Raw genomic sequence first — 19,620 nt, forward strand, 5'->3', positions numbered from 1 at the left:
GAGGAAATGAAGCTTGCACCAACCGGTTCTGTTGCATGAGACCATAGACTATTTATTGACTGATCCTAATGGGATTTATGTAGACTGTACCCTGGGCGGGGGCGGACATCTGACTCAATTGATCCGGTCTGCAGGCGGTAAGGCACATATAATTGCCATTGATAAGGATTGGGAAACGCTTGCAGCAACCAGACAAAAGGTGGATTTCCCCAAAATTGCTTTTGTACGCGAGGATTTCCGCCATTTATCGCGAATATTAAAAGAGTTAGGCATTGATAAAGTACATGGCATAATGCTTGATTTGGGGGTTTCCTCAATGCAATTGGATACTGCGGCGCGTGGTTTCAGTTATCATGAGGATGCTCCCCTGGATATGAGGATGGATACCGACCAGGCTCTGAACGCCAGAGATATCATAAATCAGTACAGTGAAGAGGAGCTAAGCAAAATCCTATATAGGTATGGCGAAGAAAGATATGCCAGGGGCATAGCCCGTTCCATCGTAAAGTACCGCCGGGAAAAAGAGATAGGCACTACTCTTGAACTGGTGAATATTATAAAATCATCGGTTCCTGCCCGCTACAGCCGGGAAAAACACCCGGCGCGACGTAGTTTTCAGGCCTTAAGGATTGCCGTCAATAGGGAACTGGATGCCCTGGAGGAAATCTTGCCCGCTGCCCTTGACCACCTGTTTACTGGAGGCAGGTTATGTATAATTACCTTTCATTCTCTGGAAGACAGAATAGTTAAGCAGTTTATGCAGGAAAAGGCCAGGGAGTGCATTTGCCCTCCGGGTTTTCCGGTATGTACCTGTGGTCACCATGCCGATCTGAAAGTATTGACCCGCAAACCGGTACTGCCGGGGGAGGAGGAGTGTAATAGCAACCCCCGGGCACGAAGTGCGAAACTTAGGGTAGCGGAGAAGTTATAGTTCTAATATCAGGGGAGGAAGAATAATATGGTACAGGTGAGCCAGGCTCGCAAGGCCGAGTTTGACTATAGTTACGACTATTCTGCCGGTCAGGCGCAATCGCCGGGGAAAGTTAGAAGGGTATACAAAAAGTCTAACCCCGGAAAAAGAACTCTGATTAAGGTGGGTATGGCAGGATTTGCCTATGCAATTATACTGGTTTATATTTGTGTAACCGTCTCTAATATGGGGTATCAGATGGTGCATTTGGAAAAAGATATTGCCAAGCTGCAGGATGCCAACCATATGCTGGAGTTCAAGATAGCAGAGCAGGTTTCCCTGGATAGAATAGAACTGGTGGCAACCAAGCAGCTGGGAATGTGCAAGTTGGATTCCAACAGGGCTATAGCGGTTACGGCTTCCCGACCGGAAAAGGTTCAGATTGCAGACCAGAAGACAACTGTTGATAAAATGGAGAACAAAAGCATTGGTGAACGGTCACTGCAAAAACTGTATAGCAATTTGATGCTGCTGGCAGAAAAAAGGTAATTTAAGCAAAAATGAGGTGCATTATATGCAAACTACGAGTTTGCTGGTAAGAAAGCGTATAGCAACGCTTTTTTTCTTATTTACGCTGGGTATTTTTTTGCTGGGCGGCAGAGTTTTTTGGGTTCAATTCGTCAGGGGAGCAGAGCTTTCCGCCCGGGCGGAGCAGAATCGTATGCGGGATGAGCCGGTGGCCTCCAAACGAGGGATTATTTACGACCGTAAAGGTAATGAATTGGCGATATCGGTCAGTGCAGACTCCGTATGCGCTTACCCGGCCGAGGTTGTAGCTTCCGAGCGGCATGAGGAGATAGCCCGTAAGCTGGCTGCTCTGCTGGATATGGACGAGGAAAAAATGTTGAAAACCTTGACCAAAAGGACTTCATTTGTATGGATTAAACGGCAGATAAAGCCTGAGCAAGCCCAAAAAATAAGGGAAATGGATTTGCCCGGAATCCGGCTCACCGAGGAAAGCCACCGGCAATATCCCAATGGCATATTCTGCAGCCATGTGTTGGGTATATCGGGAGTGGATAATACCGGGTTGGAAGGGATAGACCATTACTACGATGAACTGGTGGGGGGAACTAAAGGCCGGATTGTGGTGGAAAAGGATGCGGCCAACCGGCCGATACCTGAAGCTACGCATAAATACATCAGTCCGGTTGACGGGGCTAATCTTATTCTGACCATTGATGAGACTATACAATATATTGCCGAGAGGGAACTGGATAAGGTTTTTAAGGAACGCCAGGCCAAGGCGGCGGCGGTAATTGTAATGGATCCCAAGACCGGAGAGATTATGGCAATGGCTTCCCGCCCTACTTTCGACCCCAATGATTTTGGTAAATACCCGGCTTCCAACCGCAGGAACTTTGCTATAAATGATGCTTATGAGCCCGGTTCTACCATGAAAATAGTTACTGCGGCTATGGCTATGGAGGAAAAAGTAGTTGATGCCCAAAGCCGCTTTTTCTGTCCCGGGCATATAAAAGTGGGCAAGGAAACTATTAACTGTGCTAATGGCAAGGCTCATGGCAGCCAAACTTTCGCCCAGATAGTAGAAAATTCGTGCAACGTCGGCTTCGTTCAGGTAGGACTGGATATAGGGCTGGAAAAATACTACCACTATATTAATGCTTTTGGCTTTGGCAAATTGACGGGCATAGATTTGCCGGGAGAAGCCGAAGGGATATTAGTGCCTGAACAGCGTGCCAAACAGATTGACCTGGCCACTATGGCTATGGGGCAGGCTAATGCGGTTACTCCGATACAGCTTGCATCAGCCGTAGCGGCGGTGGCTAATGATGGAAAGCTGATGAAGCCTCATCTGGTGAAGCAGGTCATAGACAATAAAGGGAACGTGGTCAAGAAATATGATCCGGTCGTTGTTAGACGGGTCATATCGGAGAATACGGCCCAGCAATTATGTTTGATACTGGAAGGCGAAGTCGTAAACGGTACCGGAAAAAATGCTTACGTAGAAGGATACCGGGTGGGGGGGAAAACCGGAACCGCGCAAAAAGTAGGCGCTGATGGCCGCTACATGAAAAGTGAGTATATTGCATCATTTGTTGGTTTTGCACCGGTAGTCGACCCCCGTCTGGTCTGCCTGGTTATAGTTGATGCGCCGAAGGGGTATCCTTATTATGGCGGTTGGGTAGCTGCCCCGGTATTTAAAAATATTATGCAGGACGCACTTCATTATCTGGAAGTACCTATGTATAAACCGGCAGAGAATGGCAAAACGCTAGAGAAAGCAGAAAATGTTTTGGTTCCCGATGTGGTAAACTTACCTTTGGCAGAAGCGCTTTCTGTTTTAAACAGCCGGGGACTGAAAGCAAAGGTTAGCGGTGACGGTAATATTGTATGGCAGCAGACCCCTAAACCAAGAACCAGGGTACAGAAAAATACACAGGTAATAATATCCCTGTCTCCCTTTGACAAGGGAGATAAAGATGGCGAAGTGACCATACCTGATTTACAGGGGAAATCTATGCGGGAAGTAGCTAAAATTCTCTCTGATTTGGGTCTGCATCTTATTCCCGAGGGGTATGGCCTAGCCTATGAACAGTCCCCTGGCGCCGGGAAGGTTGTAAGCCGAGGTTCAAGCATTAAAGTAAAGTTTCAACCGGTGGGGGAATAAGCCTTCAGTTGGCGGCAAAGGTCATGTTGGGGGATAAAATGCTGAAGGGAGGAGAAGCGTTTGCTATTAGATGCATTGCTGAGGGGAATCCAGTATAGTATCATTACCGGCGACCCTGAGGTGGATATCAGCGGCATAGCCTATGATTCACGCCGGGTTAAACCGGGTTGCCTTTTTATTTGTATCAGTGGCTTCAAAACTGACGGACACCTCTATATTGAACAGGCAGTAAAAAACGGAGCCGCGGCAGTCCTGACAGAGAGAGAGATCGATTTTCCCAAAGACCTGACCATTATTAAAACTGCCGATAGCCGGCAGGCCCTATCAGTTGCAGCGGCCAATTTTTATGGCCGGCCGACCCACGATTTACGGGTAATAGGGGTAACCGGAACCAACGGTAAAACCACTACCACTCATTTGATTCGAGCCATTTTGCAAGAGGCAGGCTTAAAGACAAGCATAATGGGAACTTTATATGCTCAGGTCGATAACAAGACCGTGGATTTTGGCCGTACCACTCCCGAAGCCCTGGAAATTGAAGGCTTTATGAGAACCGGTCTGGACAGTGGAGCTCGTTATGCGGTCATGGAAGTGTCTTCTCATGCCCTTGCCCTTTACCGGGTAAGCGAAATAGACTTCAATGTTGCGGTTTTCACCAACCTTACTCAAGATCATTTGGATTACCATGACAGCATGGAAAATTACATGGCGGCTAAACAGAGACTTTTTGCCATGATACCCCCCCAAGAGGGGAACCTGGCCGTAGTAAATGCAGATGACGGTTATGCTCGGGATTTCATCCGGGCGGCAAAAACACCGATTATAACATATGCTATAAATTATGAAAGTGATGTAAAAGCAATAAATGTAAAGAACAGCCTCAAAGGGAGCAGTTTCACGGTTTGCTATCAGGACCGGACTTTTAATATAAAAATGAAACTTATCGGCTTATTCAGCGTGTATAATGCTCTGGCGGCTGTTGCGGTTGCATTAGCTGAAGGCGTCAGCCCCGATATTATAAAGAAAGCATTGCAAAAGGTAGAGGGGGTACCGGGCAGGTTTGAGCAGGTGGATGCGGGACAGGACTTTACCATGGTAGTCGACTATGCCCATACTCCGGATGGGCTGGAAAATATCCTGCGCACCGGTCGCGAGTTGACTGAGAGCCGATTGATAACGGTCTTTGGCTGCGGCGGGGATCGGGATCGCGGCAAAAGACCTCTGATGGGAGAGGTTGCTGCTAGTTACAGCGATTTTTGTGTAGTTACGTCAGATAACCCGCGCAGTGAAGACCCGGAAGCTATAATTGACGACATTGTGCCGGGACTGGACAAAGTTAAAGATTCGCGCTATGCCATTATCAGTGACCGCCGGGAAGCTATACGGCATGCTATTTATCTGGCCCGGAAAGGAGACCTGATAATAATCGCCGGCAAGGGGCATGAAACTTACCAGTTGATAAAAGATAAAATGCTTGATTTTGATGATAAAAAGGTGGCTATTGAAATTTTGAAAGGATTGGGCAAGTAGTGCAGGTAAATCTCGAATTTGTTTCCCGTAGTATTGGTGGGAAGATTATATACGGAAATGATAAAGGTATTATAACTGCTATCACTACCGACTCCCGCAGCATGCAACCGGGGTCGCTCTTTATCGCTCTTAAGGGGGATAGGTTCGATGGACATGAATTTGTCCTCCAGGCTTTGGATAAAGGCGCCCGAGCAGCGGTTGTATCCCGAAAACCGGCTGATCTTGGGTTCGTCCCTGATGACGCAGCCGTTATTCTGGTAGATGACACTCTGCAGGCCTTGCAGGATTTGGCTGCCTCCTACCGTATGCAGTTCAAACTGCCTGTGATAGCGGTTACCGGCAGTGTAGGTAAAACCACCACCAAAGAATTGATTGCCTCCTGCCTCTCTTCTACCTGGAAAACCCTCAAAACCGAAGGAAATTTTAACAATGATATCGGCCTTCCCCTGACCTTGTTGCAGATGGATGATAGTTATCAGGCTGCGGTGGTAGAGATGGGCATGCGGGGTTTGGGAGAGATACGGCGGCTGGCAGCCATTGCCCGGCCGAGTTTTGCTTTAATAAGCAATATCGAGCCGGTGCACCTGGAGACGCTGGGGAGCATGGAGAATATAGCCCGGGCAAAATGTGAGGTGCTGGCGGCAATACCCGCAGATGGTTTCGCTTTAATCAACGGCGACCATAAACTGCTGGTGGAAGCGGCGTCAGAGTACCCTTGCCCGTTATATACCTTTGGTTATAATAAAGAGTGTGACTTTCAGGCCCGGGAATGCAGAATTGCGGGTTCAGGCATGCAGATCCGGATGCGGCTGCCTGACGGCATGGGGGAAGAACTATTTTTCCCTCTTCCTGCCGCCGGATTAGCTTTAAACGTGGTATCTGCCGCTGCTCTTTCCAGTCTCCTGGGCATAGACTTTGCATCTATAAGAAGCAGTCTGCGTGATTACCGGCCCAGTGGCAACCGTTTACATATCATCAGCCTTGAAGCCGGAGGAGTTATCATTAACGATACTTATAACGCCAACCCGGTTTCTATGGCGGCAGCCCTCGAAACCGGCCGGCAATTGGCCCGTCCCGGTAAGTATGCCGCTGTTTTGGGAGATATGTATGAACTGGGCAAATTGGAAGAGGAAGGCCATTTAATTGTGGGTCAAAAGGCACACGCGGCGGGAGTGGACCTGCTGGTTGCAGTAGGGGAAAAGGCAAGGGATATAGCTCGGGGCGCAATTGCAGCAGGGATGGATCCCAATCAGGTGCACTATTTTAAAACCAAAGCGGAGGGCATGCAATATCTGCAGACCAGAGTTGATAACAGCTGGATTATGCTCTTTAAGGCTTCTCGTGGCATGCAATTGGAAACTATGGTCGATGAGTTAGAGAAGACAATAATCAGTCCGGGGAGGTAGCCTGGTGCAGGGATACGTAATAAGCATTTTAATAGCGGCAGTAATTGCAGTAGTGGTTTCCGCTTTGATGGGGCCGTTTATGATTCCGTTTTTGCAGCGGCTCAAAGTTGGGCAGAACATCAGGGAGGAAGGCCCCCAGAGGCATTATGCCAAGGCGGGAACGCCAACCATGGGGGGAATAATCATTATTACGGCGGTAATGCTTGCTGCCTTCATCATGGCAGGCAGTAATGCCGAAGTCCTGGCTGCCGTATTAGTAATGACAGCTTTCGGGGGCATAGGCTTCTGGGACGATTATATCAAGGTGGTGCTTAAGCGGTCACTGGGCTTGAGAGCGCGGGAAAAACTGCTGCTCCAGCTTTTAATCGGCCTTCTGTTTGGGATTTTGCTGATTTACTATTTCCACCGGGGGACGGAGATAATTATTCCCTTTAGCGGTACCGTTATCGATTTGGGATACATATATGTCCCGTTTCTTATCCTGGTTCTTATTGCCACATCCAATGCGGTGAATCTAACCGATGGTTTGGACGGTCTGGCTTCCGGGGTTACTTTTTTCGTAGCCCTGGCCTTTGTCTTGATTTGCCTCATGACATCGCATTACCAGCTTGGGGTTTTTTGCGCTGCCCTGGTGGGCGCCTGTGTCGGCTTTTTAATATTCAATCATTATCCGGCGCGTGTATTCATGGGTGATACCGGGTCTATGGCTCTGGGCGGGGCTATGGCGGCAATAGCTGCCATAACCCGTTCGGAAGTGGCTCTGCTTATTCTGGGCGGGGTCTATGTGATAGAGGCCTTGAGTGTGATTATACAGGTAATATCATTCCAGACCACCGGTAAAAGAGTATTCCTTATGAGTCCCTTGCATCACCACTTTGAATTGAAGGGCTGGCCGGAGACTAAAGTAGTCAAGGTATTTTCCCTGGCCTCCCTGGCTTTTGTGGTTTTAGGCCTGCTGGCCTTTAAAGGGATTGGAATTAGATAGGAAGTGTAAATGGATTGGAGTTTGCAGGAAAAAGGATTTTAATAGTAGGAATAGCCCGGAGCGGGACCGCTGCCGCCAAGGTCCTGGTTAAAAGAGGAGCGCTGCTGACGGCCTGCGACCGCAAGACCGGCGCTGAGCTGGGAGAAAGTCTGCAGGAACTGGCTGAACTGGGGATAGAAATATATACCGGGGGTTATCCACCGGTAAGCCGTAAAGATTATGATATGCTGATTGCCAGTCCGGGTGTACCGCTGGATATAGAACCCCTGAAAACAGCCCGCAAGGTTAACCTCCCAATAATAAGTGAGTTGGAATTGGCTTATCTTTTGAAATCCTCTGCAGTTGAAATGTATGCCATCAGCGGCACTAACGGCAAGACTACAGTCGTTTCTTTGTTGCAGGCTATTTTAGCCCATGATGGTCAGATGGCGCTGGCTGGGGGGAATATCGGTATCCCGCTCAGCACCCTGGTTGACGGCATGTCCGCCGGGGTGATTGTGGTAGAGGCCTCCAGCTTTCAATTAGAGACCACCTTCAGATTCAGGCCCCGTATATCCGCTCTGTTAAATATAACCCCTGACCATCTGGACCGCCATAAGACCATGCAGGGTTACATGGAAGCCAAATCTAAAATATTCGTCCGGCAAAACAGGGATGATTATGCCGTTTTAAATTATGAAGATGCCTATATCAGGAAAATGGCAGAGCTGTGCCCGGCCCGGATAGTTTACTTTTCCACGGAGCGGGTTTTAAAAGAAGGGGCCTTTGTCAGGGATGACCTGATTTATTTTGCTTTTGACCAGCAGGCCAAGACGATATGTTCGGTAGACGAAGTTTCTCTGCGGGGCAAGCATAACCTGGAAAATATCCTTTGTGCGGTGGCGGTTGCTGCAATTGCCGGTGCTAAAACGGAATCCATACGGGAAACCCTGAAAACTTTTGCCGCCGTCCGGCACCGGATTGAGGAGGTGGGGGTTGTGGATGGGGTGCTCTATGTAAACGATTCCAAGGCTACCAACCCGGAATCGGCTATAAAGGCTCTGGAATCTTTTACCGAACCCATTGTCCTCCTGGCCGGAGGAAGGAGCAAGGGTTCCGACTTCTATGAATTTGCCAGATTTGTGAATACCAAAGTAAAAGAACTGGTGTTGCTGGGGGAAGCGCGGGAAGAGATAAAGAAGGCAGTCATGGAGGCCGGTTTTAAGAATATACATGAGGTAAATGATTTTAACACGGCGGTAGAAACAGCCCGGCGGCTGGCAACAGCCGGGGATGTAGTATTGCTGTCACCCGCCTGTGCCAGCTGGGATATGTTTGAAAGCTATGAACACCGGGGAGATCTGTTTTGCGAAATCGTTTCGGCCATGAAAAAGGGTTGACTATAGTTATGGATTACTGGCGAAATGCTTCGTGCTCTAGGCTGTATTTGGCAAAAACGTCGTTGTTCCTTCCCTACATGCATAATCTGAATTTAATTATGCCAAGGAGGATAAGGTTTTGAGGCTGAAAAAAGGGCCGCCGGATTTTATTTTATTTATTACCACACTGGCTCTGGTTGGCGTGGGACTGATCATGGTCTTTAGCTCCAGCGCGGTAACCGCCAATCTGGAATACCATAATGCCTATCATTTTTTTAAACGCCAATTGATATGGGCTGCTATAGGCTTGGTAACAATGATAGTAATTATGAGAATCAATTATTATCGGTTGAAGGATTTAGCCTTTCCGGCGATGATAATAGCCTTGATATGTTTGGTACTTGTTCTTACCCCGCTGGGTATCGGCGCCAAAGGGTCTACCCGATGGCTGGGGGTAGGCGCCCTGACCTTTACCCCTTCTGAAATGGTTAAGCTGGCCATGGTAATGTTTATGGCCAAGGTAATGGAGCAAAACCTGGACAAGATAAAATCTTTTAAGAACGGGGTACTGCCATATCTGCTGATAATGGCTTTTGTCTGCGCTTTAATAATGAAGCAGCCTGACCTGGGAACCTCGTTTGTGGTGGCGGGAACGGTTTTTTGTATGCTGCTGATCGCAGGGGCCAAATGGTCGCATATGGGTGCTCTGGCCGTGACCGGAGCAGGTGCTGTAGCTCTGGCAATATATGTTGCGCCTTACCGGGCTGAGCGCTTTCTGGCTTTTTTAGACCCCTGGAAATACCCTAGTGATCAGGGATTCCAGGTGATTCAATCGCTGTATGCCCTTGGCTCTGGAGGTCTGTTTGGCATGGGGCTGGGAAGAAGCAGGCAGAAGTTTTTCTACCTGCCCGAACAGCATACCGATTTTATATTTGCTATCCTGGGGGAAGAACTTGGTTTTATGGGCGCTCTTCTGGTTCTCGCCCTTTTCCTTCTCTTTGCCTGGCGAGGCTTTAAAATTGCTATCAATGCCCCGGATACTTTTGGCAGTATACTGGCGGCAGGGATAACAATTATGATTGTATTTCAGGCCTTCATCAATATCGGAGTAGTATCCGGGGCGCTTCCAGTTACAGGGATAACCCTGCCCTTTATCAGCTATGGGGGCTCGTCATTATTGCTGACTATGGCTGGGGTTGGATTACTGCTTAATATATCCAGATATAGCTCCTAATAATATTGCTGGAAGGGAATTGGCTATGAGAATAATTATCAGCGGCGGCGGGACTGGAGGTCATATTTATCCCGCTTTAGCTATAGCTCAGGAAATAAGAGAGCGGATGCCGGATGCTGCCATACTCTATGTCGGCACTAAGGGGGGCATGGAAAGCGCCATAGTACCCCGGGCGGGATTTGATTTTCAAACCATTGATATCAGCGGCATAAACCGCTCATCTTTAATTAAAGCATCAAGTTCATTAAGTAAATTGCCCCGCAGTTTTTTCCAGGGCTGGGAAGTGGTGCGGGACTTCAAACCCGACATAGTAATAGGTACCGGAGGGTACGTTTCCTTCCCGGTAGTACTGGCGGCAACTTTTTTAGACGGCAAAACCTATATCCATGAGCAAAATGCCCTTCCGGGTCTGGCTAATCGCAGCCTGGCCCGGAGGGTCGATTGCGTTATGCTTACTTTTCCCGAGGCCGAAAAGCATCTAAAAGCCAAGTCAATTAAGGTTACCGGTTTGCCGGTGCGAAAAGACATGATCGGGGTCAACGCCCGCAGGGCAAGGCAGGAGTTGGAACTCATGGAGGGAAAGTTTACCCTGCTGGTTTTCGGCGGCAGTCGCGGAGCCTATAGCATTAACCGAGCTATGCTTGATGCCATGGAAAGACTGCGGAAGGAGGATATACAGATTATATGGTTGACCGGTGAAAGCGGTTACCGGGAGATAAGAACCGCTTTAGCCGATAAGGTTAATATTGACTCTTTTCGGTGCAAGCTGCAGCTGCTACCGTATATGGATAATATTAACCTGGCCTTGGCTTCAGCCGACCTGGCTCTCTGCCGGGCTGGCGCCAGTACTTTGTGTGAACTGGCGATAGTAGGCTTGCCTGCCATTCTTGTACCTTATCCCTATGCAGCCGAAAACCACCAGGAAATGAATGCCCGGGCCCTCCTGAACAAAAACGCAGCAGCCATGGTTATTGATGAGTTTTTAGATGGGGATACTCTTTATCAGAAAGTAAGTGAATTAAAGTCTGATCAAGCCGGGCTGAAGGAAATGAGCAGCAATATACGCCGGGAAGCAAGACCCGATGCGCTTAAAGACATAGCGGATATTGTATTGAGTTAACCCACGGAAGGTGAGTCCTTGATAAGGATGCCGGGATCAGGAAAACCACTGGTTTACACAGATTTGCGGTTACAATTTGGGCTCCAGTCGGTGCTGATCAGAACGGTGTCAATCAGTGCGGTTTTTTCTTATGAGTTTTGCCCTGGATTTCCTGGACAAGTCATAGTTGTGTAACCACTTTTGTTAATTGTGCATACTATACAGTGTAATGCAAACACAGGAGAAGGAGATGAGGAAGTGACCACCAAATCAAAGCAGCGGATTCACATGGTGGGAATTGCCGGAGCCGGCATGAGCAACATAGCAACCATACTGGTAGAGCAGGGTCACCGGGTAAGCGGCTCTGATTTACAGTGTAATAACACAACTCGAAAACTAGAGGAAATGGGTATTGAAATTTACCGGGGTCACTCTTCATCCAACCTCAAGGAAGGAGTTGATTTGCTGGTCGTTTCTTCAGCAATTCCCCAGGACAACAGTGAAGTTAGGCTGGCCCGGGAAAGGAACATTCCGGTTTTGAAGCGGGGACAAATGCTGGCTCATATTGTAAATGACGGCAAAGCTATAGCAGTTGCCGGGGCGCATGGCAAAACCACCACTACATCTATGTTATATACGGCTCTTCACAGTTGCTGTCTGGATCCCACTTTTATTTTAGGCGGAGAGATGCAGGAGAATAACCTGGGGGCCAGGTTGGGCACGGCCGAGTACTCAATTATAGAAGCCGATGAGAGTGATGCATCCTTTTTGGATCTCAAACCTTATATAGCTGTGGTTACCAACATTGAGGATGACCACCTGGACTATTACAAATCCCTGGAAAACATCCGCAAAGCCTTTAAACTCTTTATTGATGAGGTTAAGCCGGAAGGCTTTGCCCTGCTCTATGCAGGCGACAGTGGTGTAGCAGGAATTAAAGCCCATACCCGAAGCCGGGTGATAAGCTATGGCGAAAAAACCGACTGCGACTATTATATGCAGGACTGGCAGGCCGCAGGCACAGGTTCACAATTTGCAGTTTATCACCAGGGGATGCGCCTGGGGCAGGTATTGCTGTCTATACCTGGAAAACATAATTCCCTGAATGCCCTGGCAGCTTTGGCCGCCGCCAATGAGATTGGCCTCGATTTCGATAAGGCGGCCAGGGCTTTGAAAAGCTTTAAAGGGGCCAAGCGCAGATTTGAGTTGATAGGGCAGGTTGGCAATATTCGCATAGTTGATGATTATGCTCATCATCCTACCGAAATCAAGGCTACTATTGCAGCAGCCCACAATTACCATCATGAAGGCCGCATTTTAACCGTCTTTCAGCCCCACCGCTTTTCGCGGACCCAAATGCTGGGCCGGCAGCTGGGAGAGGCTTTAGCCGGTGTGGATAAGGTCATAGTGACCGATATTTATCCGGCAGGTGAAAAACCTATAAACGGAATTACGGGCCGGGTGGTTTATGAAGCGGCGATAAATGCCGGATGTAATGCGGAGTATTTATCATCCCTGGGGGAGATAGAGGATTTTATCCTTCAATTTGTCCAAAACCATGATCTTATAATTACTATGGGTGCAGGCGACATATGGAGATTGGGTATTAATCTGATGCAGAGACTACCGGAAGTTATACCGCAGGCTTAATCCCGGCGGAGGTGTTTACTTGGAAACCTTAGCGGTAAGAGGCAAAAAACCTCTTAAAGGGCAGGTTAAAATCAGCGGGTCGAAAAATGCTACGCTTCCTATTATGGCAGCCAGCTTATTATCTTCAGGGGAAGTCGTCCTGTCAGGTGTTCCTGACCTCGAAGACATAAATGTTATGTCTGAAGTGCTAACGATACTGGGGGCCAAAGTACGAAGAGAGAACGATGTCCTTATAATAGACAGCCGCAGCATAAACTCGGTGGAAGTGCCGGAGTATATTTCGCGCAAGATGAGGGCCTCCAATCTGGTTATGGGAGCTTTACTGGCGCGATTCCATCACGCCCGGGTAGCTTACCCGGGAGGTTGTGCTATTGGCAGCAGACCGATGGATTTGCATGTCAAAGGCTTTAAAAATCTGGGCTATGAGATAAACGATGAATACGGTTTCATGGAAGGCAAAGGGTCGGCCTTGGCCGGCCGGGAGATACTGCTGGATTTTCCCAGTGTGGGGGCAACAGAAAACATCATGATGGCTGCCAGTATGACTCCCGGAACTACTATGATCAGGAACTCGGCTCGGGAGCCGGAGATAGTGGATTTACAGAATTTCCTCAACCGTATGGGGGCTAAAGTAAGGGGCGCCGGCCTTGATACCATCAGGATCGAGGGTGTAAATAATCTGGGAGGGGTTGAGCACAAAGTAATTCCGGACCGGATTGAGGCGGGTACCTTTATGACAGCCGCTGCCATTACCAGAGGCGATGTCCATATTGAGAACGTGGTACTGGAACATATTCAACCGCTTATAGCCAAACTCCGGGAGATAGGCATTGAGATAATATCATGGAGTTCCGGTATCCGGGTGATAGGTAATCACGACATCAAGCCGACGGATATTAAAACCATGCCTTATCCTGGATTTCCAACCGACATGCAGCCCCAGATGATGGCGCTTCTATCAACGGTAGCGGGAACCAGTATAATAGTCGAGACCATATTCGAGAACCGCTACATGCATGTCCAGGAGCTTCGGCGTATGAGTGCGGATATTAAAGTGGAAGGCCGTGTAGCTATAATTAAGGGGAAAAAGCGTTTGGAAGGCGCCCTGGTGGAAGCAACCGATTTAAGAGCCGGAGCTGCGCTGGTATTGGCCGGTTTATTTGCCGAAGGAGAAACAACCATAATCCGGGTGGAACATATCTACCGGGGCTACGAAAGGTTCGATTGCAAGCTCAGGGAGATAGGCGCAGAGATCAATAAGGGACTGAAGGACTAGAACCTTCAGTCCCTTATTTCCTACCAGAGTCTAATAATAAGCAATAATAATGATTTTCATTAAGAATTCTGCTATAATCATCACAGTTCTTTTCGGATTTAGGAGAGTATTATGAGTCAAGGCAGACCTGGCAGATTTTTCAGGGTTTCCGTATTTATTTTGCTCATCCTTGTTTGCGCCTATCTTTTTCTACATAGTTCTTTTTTTGCGATTGATAAAATCTACGTAAGCGGCCTGCATAATGTTTCTCAAAACGAGGTCATAAAGCTATCAGGCCTTTCTACGGGAATGAATGTTTTTATTATTAATGAAAAACTTTCTTGTCAGGCAATTGAAATCCATCCGCTGATTAAGAGTAGTATAATAATAAGGCATCTGCCCAGGGAAATAGAAATACAAGTGCAAGAAAGAAAGATCTGGGCGCTGATCCCCTATCAGGGGAGCCTGCTCTGTGTTGATGAGGAGGGCATATGTATAGATAAACTCAATTATTTTTCTATGACCGACTATCCGGTGATAACGATGGATAAAGTACCGGAGTATGTTACCTTGGGACAGGTTGTCGATGAAACCGGAGTAAAATTAGCCCGAAAGATATGGGATGCGCTTGAACCCAAACAACAAAAAGAAATATCGCAAATGCACTACCGGAACCAGGAAAAAGAAATTTTAATCTTTACCAACTGCGGTACCGAGATAAGGTGGGGCAAGGCGGACCGTACGGAAGAAAAGGCGGCTTATTTTAAACAAATGCTGGGCCTGGAGCAAGACATGCAGGAAAAGGGCAACGATGCTCTGGACTACGTGGATTTGCGTTTTAAAGGACAACCGGTAGTTAAAACCACAATGCAAGCGCAGGAGCAGAAAACATAGGGGTGATTATTAATGCGCAGCAAAAATGCACAGATATCGATTGCGATAGTTAGCCTGGTATTGGGTATAATGCTGGCTATTCAGTTTAAAACCACCGCCAGCAGCAATGACGCTAATTTACCTGCCCGGGTTGAGGATGTCGCCCAGAAATTAGATACCGTAACTCAGGAACGCGATGCGCTGGCGGAAGAAGTCGTATCTTTACGGGAAAAGCTCAGCAATGTCCGTAAAAATGACCAGGCTATGGCAGATTTACAAGGTGAATTGCAGAAATCCAATATGATGGCGGGTTTGACGGCGGTAGAAGGTCCGGGGATTATTCTGACGGTCAATGATATCCCGCGCATTATGCAGGCCGGCGAAGATCCCAACAGTTATATAGTGCATGATACCGACCTGCAAACCCTGGTAAATGATCTCAAGGCCAGCGGAGCTGAGGCCATATCCATTAATGACCAGCGGATTACCGCCATGTCGGAGATAAGGTGCGCTTCCACCCTGATTCTGGTAAACACCAGGCGCATCGGTCCACCCTTTGTGATTAAAGCCACCGGTAATCCGGACATGCTGGAGAGCGGTATGACCATTAAAGGTGGATGGCTGGGTATTATGAAACAATGGGGTTACCAGATCCAAATGCAGAAAGCAGAAAAGGTACAGATACCACCGTACAGCGGTGCCATCAGATTGGAATACAGCGGGCTACCATCAGACAAAGAGAAGGCGGATTAAGGATATGTGGTTACTTATAATATTCTGTTTGTTAATAGGCCTGGCTATTGGCTTTCAAATGCCGGTTCTGCTACCCGTGATACTTGCCAAGTACATGTCGATAGCTATCTTAGCAGCTCTGGACTCGGTATTTGGAGGCATTCGGGCTTATATGGACGATGGTTTTGATAATACGATTTTTGTCAGCGGTTTTTTTGTGAATACCCTTTTAGCCGCCGGGCTGGCCTATATCGGGGACAAGCTGGGAGTTGAATTATACCTGGCCGCGGTGGTGGTTTTTGGAGCCCGCATATTCCAGAATTTAGCTATAATACGTCGATATCTAGTGAAAAAGTACTAAACAAAATTATATGATTTTTAAAGGAATAACGCTGGCTTTGTGGTATTTTTATGTAGGAGATATTGTAAGGGGTGCGTGAGGATTAGAAAAAGAAATATGGTGGCCGGTCTGGATATCGGAACCAGCACTATAAAAGCGGCCCTGGCGGAAGTTGCCCTGGGTCAGGTTGTCAGTATCCTGGGAATCACCCAAGTAGGCTCCTCCGGTTTAAAAAAAGGCAATATAGTTGATATAGAAGGAACTGCAAAAGCCATTGACAACTGTTTGAACGAGCTGGAAAGATTGACCGGAGTAGAAATATATAGTGCTCTTCTGGGCTTTTCCGGTGCCAGTATAAACGCAGTCAATAACCGCGCCGTAGTAGCGGTCGGTAATCCCGGTTATGAGATTACCCGCGACGATAAAGAAAGGGTTTTGCAGTCAGCCTGCAACATAACTCTGCCGCCCGATAAAATTATCATGCAAACCATCGAGAGACAATACATAGTAGACGGATATGACGGCGTAAAAGACCCGGTGGGCATGGTGGGAAGCAGGTTGGAGGCGGAAATTACTATAATAACTGCTGCCGCCGCCGCTATCCAGAATATGCAGCGCAGTACCGCCAGGATCAACCTGGAGGTAGATAAGCTGGTTTATAACCCGCTGCTGGTAAGCGAATCTGTTCTTCTTCCAGCCGAGAAAGAAATGGGAGCGGTCTTGATAGACCTGGGAGCAGGAACAACGGAGGTAACACTGTTTCAGAGCGGCAGCATACTTCATTCCTCGGTGTTGCCGCTGGGTGATGAATATATAACCCGGGATCTGGCGATAGTTTTAAAAACCTCGATTGAAGAAGCTATCAGGGTAAAAGAAGAGTATGGGGTAGCCAGCCCCGGACTGATAAGCGGCGATAAAATGGTAGCCATTAAAAATGTTCAAGGCAAAGAAGTCAAACAGGTCTCCCAGCAAGTTATAGCAGAAATTATCAATGCCAGGATCATTGAGATGGCCGAAATGATATATGCAGAGATTAAGCGATACGGTTCGCTGGAAAGTGTTCCGGGGGGGATGATCCTTACCGGGGGCGGAGCTGAACTGGCGGGAACAGCCGATGTTATGGAAGAATACCTAGGTATTCCGGTTCGGCTGGGGATGCCCGAAAATATACAGGGCCTGCCGACAGAGTTGAATCGGCCGCAGTATGCTGCCGTTCTTGGAGGTGTTATCTACGCTGCCCAATATAAAGGGGCAGTAAATCATGAGGATAAGGCGTTATCAGGTATAGTGCAAAAAGTGAATTACTGGTTAAAAGATCTATTCAGTTAAGGCAGAGGAGGTTTCGGAATGCCGTTAGATTTCGATGTGGAAATGCAGCAGTTTGCTGATATCAAGGTAATAGGTGTAGGCGGCGGAGGTAATAATGCCATAAACCGCATGATTGAGGCCGGTCTCAAAGGGGTCGAATTTGTAGCCGTTAACACTGATGCTCAAGCCCTATATCTTTCCAAGGCAGAGAAAAAGATTCAGGTGGGGGAAAAACTCACTAAGGGGTTAGGGGCCGGCGCTGATCCCGATATCGGCAAAAAAGCGGCAGAGGAAACTGCGGATGAGATAAAGCGGGCCCTGCAGGGAGCCGATATGATATTTGTTACAGCCGGCATGGGCGGCGGCACCGGAACCGGAGGTGCACCGGTCATAGCCCGGATAGCCCGAGAGGTAGGAGCACTCACCGTAGGGGTGGTAACCCGGCCTTTTAGTTTTGAAGGACGTAAGCGTAACCAGCAGGCTGATAACGGTATCCAAGCCTTAAGAGACGAAGTTGATAGCCTGATAACCATCCCTAATGATCGTTTATTACAGGTGGTTGACAAACATACCGGATTTAATGATGCTTTTAAAATAGCTGACGACATTTTGCGCCAGGGGGTGCAAGGCATCTCTGACCTTATTGCCGTACCTGGAGTAATTAATTGCGATTTTGCCGACGTGCAGACCATAATGCAAAACACCGGATCCGCCTTGATGGGGATAGGCATGGCCAGTGGTGAAAATCGTGCCGCTGAGGCGGCTCGCATGGCCATCTCCAGCCCGTTGTTGGAAACGTCTATCGAAGGTGCCAAAGGCGTGCTGTTTAACATCAGCGGAGGCAATAACCTTACCCTGTTTGAAATCAACGAGGCGGCCGAGATAATTCACCAGGCTGCCGACATGGAGGCCAATATCATATTCGGGGCCAATATTGATGAAAGCCTGGATGATGAGGTCAGAGTCACGGTTATTGCTACCGGGTTCAGCGCCCCCAGAAGTCAGCCGCTGAACGAAACCCATACCCATACTCAGCGGCGGGGAATGGATTCTCCGCCTTCCTTCCTGGACAAAGGCGATTTGGACATACCGCCGTTCCTGAGACGAAGATAAGATAAAATTAAGCATCCATAGCTGACCGGGAGATATAATGTTTCCCGGTTTTTTTATTTTAGTAGCTTTATACAGGACATTTAGGAGTAATTTAACCTTTTCCCTGTCCTTATTAAGACAAATTCCCGTCAAGACTGGTGGTATAATTTGGAAGTCATGAATGCTCCCTCGGTTTCATAAAATTGGACTGGCGGAATTATGGTCAGGGTTTAACCATTTCCTGGTTAATAAAACATAAGTATGGTGATAGGGTGGATGGGCCAAAGGTTTACGGCGATTTAACATTTGTAATAAACCTGATTATGGATTTTATCATACTCTGGGCTACAGCCAGACTGGCCGGAACTAAAATTATTATCTCCAGGCTGACCGTCGCTTCACTACTGGGTGCAATATATTCCGTAATCTATCTTTTTCCTTCCATGGCGGTGTGGTACAGTCTCCCGGCCAAGATATTGTTTTCCTGTATAATTTTGGTTTTGGGTCTGGCGCCCAAAAACTGGCGGCAGTTTAAAAGGGCTTTACTCTATTTTTATGCCATAAGTTTTGCTGCTGCCGGAGCTACTATAGCTGTCTCCTATTTAGCCACCGCCCCGGAGCAGGGATTCGAATTTTCCTATCTATGGTTGGCGGCAGGCGCCGGGTTTGCCGTTTTACTGGGTATTTACGGGGAAAAACACCTGCTTAAAAGGATTGTGCCCGACTTATTAAAATTTGGGGTGGAACTGCGGTTTGGAACCAGAAGCTGTAATGGAAAGGGGTTTCTGGATACCGGCAATGGCTTAAGAGACCCGCTGACCAACCGGCCGGTGGTAGTGGCTGAATACGAATTAATCCGTAATTGTTTGCCGGAAGACTTTAAGCAGGTTTTGGATATTTGCCAGAACGAGAACGATATGCTGGACGGTCTGAGCCGCAGCAGTTGGGCTAATCGCTTGCGGATTATACCGTTCAGCTCAATCGGGAGAAGAAATGGTATTTTAGTTGGGATCCGGGCTGATACCGTACTGGTTGACACGGGTAAAAGCGATGTGGCGCACAATAATGTGGTGGTGGGCATTTATCGGGAGAAACTGAGCCGGGACGGAAGCTACCAGATGCTGATTCCATCTGAAATTATGAACAACGGATAGGA

Annotated in this window: 17 protein-coding genes; all 17 read left to right on the forward strand. The window is 48.0% G+C overall.

Annotation, left to right across the window (positions count from 1 at the left end):
• Positions 1-13 precede the first annotated feature (13 nt).
• The 17 genes from rsmH (at position 14) to spoIIGA (ending at position 19,618) form a co-directional block, all read left to right on the forward strand.
• Positions 14-931 carry a 16S rRNA (cytosine(1402)-N(4))-methyltransferase RsmH gene (gene rsmH / locus ACU70B_RS06050; RefSeq protein ID WP_447185448.1) on the forward strand — a complete coding sequence of 306 codons (918 nt, stop codon included), beginning with the start codon at positions 14-16 and terminating at the stop codon, positions 929-931.
• A gap of 27 nt (positions 932-958) precedes the next feature.
• Entirely contained in the window at positions 959-1,459 is a 501-nt protein-coding gene (locus ACU70B_RS06055; protein WP_447185449.1) for a hypothetical protein, read from the forward strand.
• Positions 1,460-1,484: 25 nt separating this feature from the next.
• Positions 1,485-3,602 carry a stage V sporulation protein D gene (locus ACU70B_RS06060; protein ID WP_447185450.1) on the forward strand — a complete coding sequence of 706 codons (2,118 nt, stop codon included), beginning with the start codon at positions 1,485-1,487 and terminating at the stop codon, positions 3,600-3,602.
• Positions 3,603-3,662: 60 nt separating this feature from the next.
• Positions 3,663-5,132 (forward strand): UDP-N-acetylmuramoyl-L-alanyl-D-glutamate--2,6-diaminopimelate ligase, encoded by a 1,470-nt coding sequence (locus ACU70B_RS06065; RefSeq protein WP_447185451.1) that lies wholly within the window; start codon positions 3,663-3,665, stop codon positions 5,130-5,132.
• On the forward strand, positions 5,132-6,538 hold the full coding sequence (locus ACU70B_RS06070) for a UDP-N-acetylmuramoyl-tripeptide--D-alanyl-D-alanine ligase (protein ID WP_447185452.1): 1,407 nt from the start codon (positions 5,132-5,134) through the stop codon (positions 6,536-6,538). Before ACU70B_RS06065 ends, ACU70B_RS06070 begins: the two co-directional genes overlap by 1 nt.
• A gap of 4 nt (positions 6,539-6,542) precedes the next feature.
• A complete protein-coding gene (gene mraY, locus ACU70B_RS06075) occupies positions 6,543-7,523 on the forward strand; it encodes a phospho-N-acetylmuramoyl-pentapeptide-transferase (RefSeq protein ID WP_447185453.1) in 981 nt (326 codons plus the stop codon).
• A 14-nt stretch (positions 7,524-7,537) separates the two neighbouring features.
• Entirely contained in the window at positions 7,538-8,902 is a 1,365-nt protein-coding gene (gene murD, locus ACU70B_RS06080) for a UDP-N-acetylmuramoyl-L-alanine--D-glutamate ligase (RefSeq protein WP_447185454.1), read from the forward strand.
• A gap of 118 nt (positions 8,903-9,020) precedes the next feature.
• Positions 9,021-10,115 carry a stage V sporulation protein E gene (spoVE, locus tag ACU70B_RS06085; RefSeq protein ID WP_447185455.1) on the forward strand — a complete coding sequence of 365 codons (1,095 nt, stop codon included), beginning with the start codon at positions 9,021-9,023 and terminating at the stop codon, positions 10,113-10,115.
• Between the two features lie 25 nt (positions 10,116-10,140).
• The gene (gene murG / locus ACU70B_RS06090) at positions 10,141-11,235 is read left to right on the forward strand and encodes an undecaprenyldiphospho-muramoylpentapeptide beta-N-acetylglucosaminyltransferase (protein ID WP_447185456.1); all 1,095 of its coding nucleotides are present in this window, start codon (positions 10,141-10,143) and stop codon (positions 11,233-11,235) included.
• A gap of 237 nt (positions 11,236-11,472) precedes the next feature.
• A complete protein-coding gene (murC, locus tag ACU70B_RS06095; RefSeq protein WP_447185457.1) occupies positions 11,473-12,864 on the forward strand; it encodes a UDP-N-acetylmuramate--L-alanine ligase in 1,392 nt (463 codons plus the stop codon).
• A 19-nt stretch (positions 12,865-12,883) separates the two neighbouring features.
• On the forward strand, positions 12,884-14,140 hold the full coding sequence (gene murA / locus ACU70B_RS06100; protein ID WP_447185458.1) for a UDP-N-acetylglucosamine 1-carboxyvinyltransferase: 1,257 nt from the start codon (positions 12,884-12,886) through the stop codon (positions 14,138-14,140).
• A 111-nt stretch (positions 14,141-14,251) separates the two neighbouring features.
• Positions 14,252-15,013 carry a cell division protein FtsQ/DivIB gene (locus tag ACU70B_RS06105; RefSeq protein ID WP_447185459.1) on the forward strand — a complete coding sequence of 254 codons (762 nt, stop codon included), beginning with the start codon at positions 14,252-14,254 and terminating at the stop codon, positions 15,011-15,013.
• 12 nt (positions 15,014-15,025) lie between these two features.
• On the forward strand, positions 15,026-15,745 hold the full coding sequence (locus tag ACU70B_RS06110; protein WP_447185460.1) for a DUF881 domain-containing protein: 720 nt from the start codon (positions 15,026-15,028) through the stop codon (positions 15,743-15,745).
• A gap of 4 nt (positions 15,746-15,749) precedes the next feature.
• A complete protein-coding gene (locus ACU70B_RS06115; RefSeq protein WP_447185461.1) occupies positions 15,750-16,085 on the forward strand; it encodes a small basic family protein in 336 nt (111 codons plus the stop codon).
• Positions 16,086-16,160: 75 nt separating this feature from the next.
• Positions 16,161-17,393 carry a cell division protein FtsA gene (gene ftsA / locus ACU70B_RS06120; protein ID WP_447185462.1) on the forward strand — a complete coding sequence of 411 codons (1,233 nt, stop codon included), beginning with the start codon at positions 16,161-16,163 and terminating at the stop codon, positions 17,391-17,393.
• A gap of 18 nt (positions 17,394-17,411) precedes the next feature.
• The gene (ftsZ, locus tag ACU70B_RS06125; protein WP_447185463.1) at positions 17,412-18,485 is read left to right on the forward strand and encodes a cell division protein FtsZ; all 1,074 of its coding nucleotides are present in this window, start codon (positions 17,412-17,414) and stop codon (positions 18,483-18,485) included.
• 251 nt (positions 18,486-18,736) lie between these two features.
• Positions 18,737-19,618, forward strand: coding sequence for a sigma-E processing peptidase SpoIIGA (gene spoIIGA, locus ACU70B_RS06130; protein ID WP_447185464.1), 882 nt, complete (start codon positions 18,737-18,739; stop codon positions 19,616-19,618).
• The last annotated feature ends 2 nt before the right edge of the window (positions 19,619-19,620 follow it).

The organism is Syntrophomonas curvata, from assembly GCF_052976825.1.

What these genes read in the sequence shown, in the direction of transcription:
- ACU70B_RS06055 (WP_447185449.1), top strand. Translation starts at nt 959, where the DNA reads ATGGTACAGGTGAGCCAGGCTCGCAAGGCCGAGTTTGACTATAGTTAC.
- ACU70B_RS06060 (WP_447185450.1), top strand. Translation starts at nt 1,485, where the DNA reads ATGCAAACTACGAGTTTGCTGGTAAGAAAGCGTATAGCAACGCTTTTT.
- murG (WP_447185456.1), top strand. Translation starts at nt 10,141, where the DNA reads ATGAGAATAATTATCAGCGGCGGCGGGACTGGAGGTCATATTTATCCC.
- ACU70B_RS06105 (WP_447185459.1), top strand. Translation starts at nt 14,252, where the DNA reads ATGAGTCAAGGCAGACCTGGCAGATTTTTCAGGGTTTCCGTATTTATT.
- ACU70B_RS06110 (WP_447185460.1), top strand. Translation starts at nt 15,026, where the DNA reads ATGCGCAGCAAAAATGCACAGATATCGATTGCGATAGTTAGCCTGGTA.
- ACU70B_RS06115 (WP_447185461.1), top strand. Translation starts at nt 15,750, where the DNA reads ATGTGGTTACTTATAATATTCTGTTTGTTAATAGGCCTGGCTATTGGC.
- ftsZ (WP_447185463.1), top strand. Translation starts at nt 17,412, where the DNA reads ATGCCGTTAGATTTCGATGTGGAAATGCAGCAGTTTGCTGATATCAAG.